The organism is Mesorhizobium sp. M2C.T.Ca.TU.002.02.1.1 (genome assembly GCF_003997225.1).
In genome coordinates this window covers 1-5,113 of sequence record NZ_RZTO01000448.1, presented here as the reverse complement: position 1 = coordinate 5,113, position 5,113 = coordinate 1, and the positions used below count along the sequence as shown (strand labels likewise).

General features: G+C 65.8%; 5 protein-coding genes and 1 pseudogene. 5 read left to right on the top strand and 1 reads right to left on the bottom strand.

Features of this window, described 5'->3' with window-relative positions; genetic code table 11:
- The 5 genes from EOD07_RS21875 to EOD07_RS21855 form a co-directional block, all read left to right on the top strand.
- Positions 1–654 (top strand): ROK family protein (locus EOD07_RS21875; RefSeq protein ID WP_127236952.1); only part of this gene is annotated, 654 nt, incomplete at its 5' end.
- A complete protein-coding gene (locus EOD07_RS21870) occupies positions 651–1,391 on the top strand; it encodes an ATP-binding cassette domain-containing protein (protein WP_127236951.1) in 741 nt (246 codons plus the stop codon). The genes EOD07_RS21875 and EOD07_RS21870, both read left to right, overlap by 4 nt.
- A gap of 18 nt (positions 1,392–1,409) precedes the next feature.
- The gene (locus EOD07_RS21865) at positions 1,410–2,414 is read left to right on the top strand and encodes an ABC transporter permease (protein WP_052468986.1); all 1,005 of its coding nucleotides are present in this window, start codon (positions 1,410–1,412) and stop codon (positions 2,412–2,414) included.
- A 105-nt stretch (positions 2,415–2,519) separates the two neighbouring features.
- Complete coding sequence (locus EOD07_RS21860; protein WP_127236950.1) at positions 2,520–3,530, top strand: sugar-binding protein; 1,011 nt, start codon at positions 2,520–2,522, stop codon at positions 3,528–3,530.
- Between the two features lie 51 nt (positions 3,531–3,581).
- On the top strand, positions 3,582–4,643 hold the full coding sequence (locus EOD07_RS21855; RefSeq protein WP_127236949.1) for a Gfo/Idh/MocA family oxidoreductase: 1,062 nt from the start codon (positions 3,582–3,584) through the stop codon (positions 4,641–4,643).
- Between the two features lie 9 nt (positions 4,644–4,652).
- On the opposite strand, the pseudogene EOD07_RS37745 reads toward EOD07_RS21855, so the two are convergent.
- A pseudogene (locus EOD07_RS37745) lies at positions 4,653–5,113 on the bottom strand (ROK family protein); the annotation flags it as partial.

Sequence of the window (5,113 nt, the reverse complement as noted above, 5' to 3'; positions counted from 1 at the left end):
GCGCTGCTTGGCTTCCCCGTCATCATCGAACGCGACTCCGTGCTGGTGCTTGCGGGCGAGGCAATCGCGGGTGCTGCGAAAGGCGCCGACAGCGTGCTCGGCCTGTTTTTCGGCACAGGCGTCGGCGGCGCCTTCCTGCAGGGCGGCGAAGCCTTTCGCGGCGGCGGCTGGGCGCTGGAAATCGGCCACATGCCGTTCGGCAATGAGGGCAGGACGCTGGAAGGACTGCGTACCGACTGCCTGGAAACCTATGTCTCCGGCCGCGCTCTGGAAGTGATCGCCGCCCGGCACGGCGTTCCGGTCACCGAGGTCTTTGTCCAGTCCCGGCGCATCCCTGAGCTCAGCGCGGATGTCGACCGGTTCGTGCGTGATCAAGCGCTCGCCGTCGGCACGGCGGTGGCGCTGTTTTCCCCGGCCACCATCGTGCTCGGGGGAGGGGTCTGCGCGATCGAAGCATTCCCGCGCCGGCAGTTGGAGGAACTGGTGGCGCTGCGCGCGCCCTTCGCCGAGACGGGCCGCCCGATGGATCTGCGCTGGGCCGGGCTCGGCTGGCGCGCCGTCCTCTATGGCGGCCTCAAGGCCGCCGACGACTATGCCGCGGCGCGATCGATGCCGGCATCCGAAGCCAAGCAAGAACGGGAGTCCCTGCCATGAGCCTGTTGGAGCTGAAGAACATCTCGCGCCAGTTCGGCGCCATCCACGCCGTCGAGGACGTGTCGTTCAAGATCGAGCCGGGCGAGATCGTCGGCCTGATGGGCGACAACGGCGCCGGCAAGTCGACTTTGGTCAAGATGATTGCCGGCAACTTCCCGGCCTCGTCCGGCAGGATGGTGTTCGACGGCAAGGAAGTGCAGTTCAGCCAGCCGTCCGACGCGCGCCGCGCGGGCATCGAGATCGTCTACCAGGACCTGGCGCTCTGCGACAATCTGAGCGCCGCCGCCAATGTCTTCCTAGGCCGCGAGATCATGCGCTCGGTCGGCCCGTTCAAATTCCTCGACCACCGCAAGATGCGCGAGCGCGCCGCAGAGCTGTTCCGCGAGCTGCAGTCGGAGACGCGGCCGCGCGACGTGGTCAAGCGCATGTCGGGCGGCCAGCGCCAGGCCGTCGCCATCGCCCGCACCCGCCTGGCCGACGCCAAGCTGGTGCTGATGGACGAGCCGACCGCCGCGATCTCGGTGCGCCAGGTCGCCGAGGTGCTGGCGCTGATCAAGCGCCTCAAGGAGCGCGGTGTCGCCGTCATCCTGATCTCGCACCGCATGCCCGACGTGTTCGGCGTGTGCGAGCGCATCATGGTGCTGCGGCGCGGCCACCTGGTCGCCAACAAGCTCGCTTCGACCAGCTCGCCCGAGGAAATCACCGCCTTGATCGTCGGCGCCAAGGCCGCGGCCTGAGGCAAAGGGGAGGATGAGATGAACAAGTCTCCGGACGCAAGCAACCTGGATTCGGTCTTCAGCCTGTCGGAACGCAGCAAGCTCGGCGAGATGCTGCGCAGCCAGGAATTCTGGATCGTCGTCGCGGTGCTGATCATCGGCGCCGTGGTCGGCATGATCGCGCCGCGCTTCCTCACCAGCGCCAACATGGCCAACATCCTGCAGAATTTCTGCTTCACGGCGCTGATGGCGATCGGCATGACGCCGGTGATCATGACAGGCGGCATCGACATCTCGGTCGGTTCCACGCTTGGCCTGACCGGCGTGCTGCTCGGCCTGTTCTGCGCCAGCGGCTATCCCTTCGCCGTCGTCGTGCTGTTCGTGCTTCTCGTCGGCACGTTCGTCGGCATCGTCAACGGCGCGCTGGTCTCATACCTGAAGCTGCCGCCCTTCATCGTCACGCTCGGCATGATGAGCCTGGTGCGTTCGCAGACGCTGGTCGTCACCAACAACCAGGTGGTCTACGATTTCGGCAAGGCCGGCGACACGCTGCTGGCGCTGGGCAGCGGCTCCTTCCTTGGCGTGCCGAATGTGCTGTGGGCCGTGATCGTCTCGGCCGTCGTCATGCAGTGGCTCTTGTCGATGACCAGATGGGGTCGCTACGTGCGCGCCATCGGCGGCAATGAAAACGCCGCGCGTCTCTCCGGCATCCCGGTCGATCGCGTCAAGGTTTCGACCTATGCGCTGCTCGGCGCCATGACCGGCATGACCGCCATCTTCCTCGTCGGCTGGATGGGCGCCGCCACCAACGCGCTCGGCCAGGGCCAGGAGCTGCAGGTCATCGCCGCGACCGTCATCGGCGGCGCCAACCTGCTCGGCGGCTTCGGCACGTCCTTCGGCGCCGTCATCGGCTCCGTGCTGATCGAAGTGATCCGCAACGCCCTGCTGCTCGCCGGCGTGAATCCGTTCTGGCAGGGCACCTTCGTCGGCCTCTTCATCCTGTTCGCGGTACTGCTTGAACGGTTCCGCTCCACCCGCGCCTAGCACCGTTCCGGACAGACCGAGCCCATGCGCCCGGTCCGCAGATCATGTCCGGGAGGGATCGCGCAATTCGTGCAGACAACACATCAAAAGAGAGGAGAAAACATCATGACAGGCATCATCAACAGACTGACGTTGCGGCTGGCCGCGACCGCGATCGCGGCGGCGCTTGCCGCCGGCACGACAGCCGCGCCGGCTTCGGCCGAGACCTATGCGGTGATCGTCAAGACGGTGAATGACGTCTTCAGCGCCCCGGTCAAGGAGGGCTGCGAGAAGGCCGCCAAGGACCTCGGCGTCGAGTGCTATTATATCGGCCCGTCGGAGGTGAACGAGGCCCAGCAGCTCCAGGTCATCAACGACGTGTTGACCAAGGGCGTCGACGGCATCGCGGTCTCCGCGACCAATCCGAAGTCCGTGGCCCGGCTGCTGGAAAAGGCCAAGGCCGCCGGAATCCCGATCGTCACCTTCGACGGCGACCTGCTGCAGGAAGACGCCGGCCTGCGCTCGACCTTCATCGGCACCGACAACTACAATTTCGGCGTCGAGCTGGCGAAGAAGGTCGCCGAATACAAGCCGAAGGGCGGAACGGTCTGCATCCAGACCGGCACGGCCGGCTCGCTCAATCTCGACCTGCGCGTCCAGGGCATTCGCGATACGCTGGCCAATGTCTCCAAGGACAAACCGGTGAAGCGTCTTGCCGGCGAGAACGGCTGGACCGAGGTCGACGGCTGCCCGATCTACAACAATGACAACATCAGCCTCGCCGCCCAGCAGATGAACGACGTGCTGGTCGCCAATCCCAAGCTCGACGCCTTCGTCGCCGTCGGCGGCTGGGCGCAATACGCGCCATCGGCTTACCGGCAGGCGGTCGGGCGGGTGAAGGACCGCGTCGATTCCAAGGACCTCGTCATTTCCTTCGGCGACGCCTTCGCGCCGCAGCTGCCGCTGCTCAAGGATGGGCTTGCCCACTACCTCGTCGGCCAGAGCCCGTACAATATGGGTTACAAGTCGATCGAGGCCCTGCATGACCTGAAGCAGGGCAAGACGGTGCCGCCCTATATCGACACCGGCTTCGTCAAGTGCACGCCCGACATGGCCGATACCTGCGGCAAGAACTGATCTTCAAACGGCTGGCGGGAATTCCCGCCAGCTCTTTTCCAGGATAGCGCAGTGAAAAAGCTCAAGGTCGCCGTGCTCGGCACCGGAATGATCGTGCGGCGTGCCCATCTTCCCGCCTTGCTCGGCGATGCCAGGGTCGAGGTGGCGGCGATCTACGGCCGCAGCAGGGAGACGGCCGGCGAGCTCGCCGCTGAATTCGGGATTCCTGCGGTTGCCGAGACCATCGAGGACGCGGTGAATGTCGATGGCCTCAACGCGGTGGCGGTCGCCTTGCCGAATTTCCTGCACCGCCAGGCGGCCGAAGCCGCGATCAAGGCGCGGCTTCACATCTTGATGGAAAAGCCGCTCGCGACGTCGCTCGACGACGCCCGGGCCATGGTGCACGGCGCGGCGACCGCCGGCATCGGCTTCGCCGTCAACTTGCCTCAGCGTCACCGGCCGTCCATGCGTTTCATCAGAGATGCCATCGAGGCCGGCCGCATCGGCAATGTCCAGACGGTCGAGGTGCGCATGTTGCGCCGAGCCGGTATTCCCGGCTTTGGAACCTGGTTCACCCGCAAGCAGACGGCGGGCGGCGGCGTGCTGGCGGACCTCGGTCCGCATGTCATCGACCTGGCTTTGTGGCTGTCCGGGAGCGCAAGCGCGGCTGTGACCGAGTCACGGATCTGGCGCAGCTTCGGTCCCCTTGGCAAAGGGCTTGGCGATTGGAGCCCGCATCAGCCGGTCGAGGCGTCCGCAACCCAGTTCGACGTCGAGGACCGGGCCAGTGTCTCCCTGCGTTCGGACAAGGGCGTCGAGATAAGATGCGATGTGGCCTGGGCCTATGCCGGCTCCGACGAGAACCGCGTCCGCGTCATCGGCGACAAGGGCGGGCTGGATTACTGGCCCGAAGCCAACGGCGACCTGGAGCCCTTGCGCTATTTCGACGCCGATTTGAATTCTCGATCCATGGCGGTGGCCGGCGATCATGCCGATCTGACGCCTGCCTGGAAGCTATGCGTGGCGTCCTTCATCGACGACATCGGGTCGGGGCGCCCGCTGCCGCGCGGCGACGATGCGCTCGCCGTGCACGAAATCATCGATCGGGTCTACCAACGATCCCGCGTGGACTAACCCGCCCGTTCAACCCTGGCCGGCAAGCGCCGAGAGGCTGCCTAAGAGCTTCGTTCGGTCCTTGCCGATCATCAGCACGCTGCTGTCGGGCGCAAGCAGCGCCGAGAAGGGCAGCATGGCAGCGCCGATCGGCGAGGCTTCGGGGCCGAACTGCCCCGGCACGATTTCCGGCGCGACAATGCCGATGGCGCTGACCCGGTTGAACTGGTTCTGCACCTTCGCCAGCAATTCGAGGTGGATCGAGCGCGGCAGGATCGAGTCCAGCACGATCGCCTCGATGTCGATGACCGAGGTGATGGCGATGATCGCCTCGACCAGCGCGTTGGCGCAATCCTCGATCCATTCGAACAGCGGCTCGCGCGCGCCGGGCGGCATGGGATACAACTCCCGCACGCGCACGATCTCGATGCCGCGCGATTTCAGGTGATTGACCAACACGTAGATCGAGGCGCGATGCAGCAGGCTCTGGT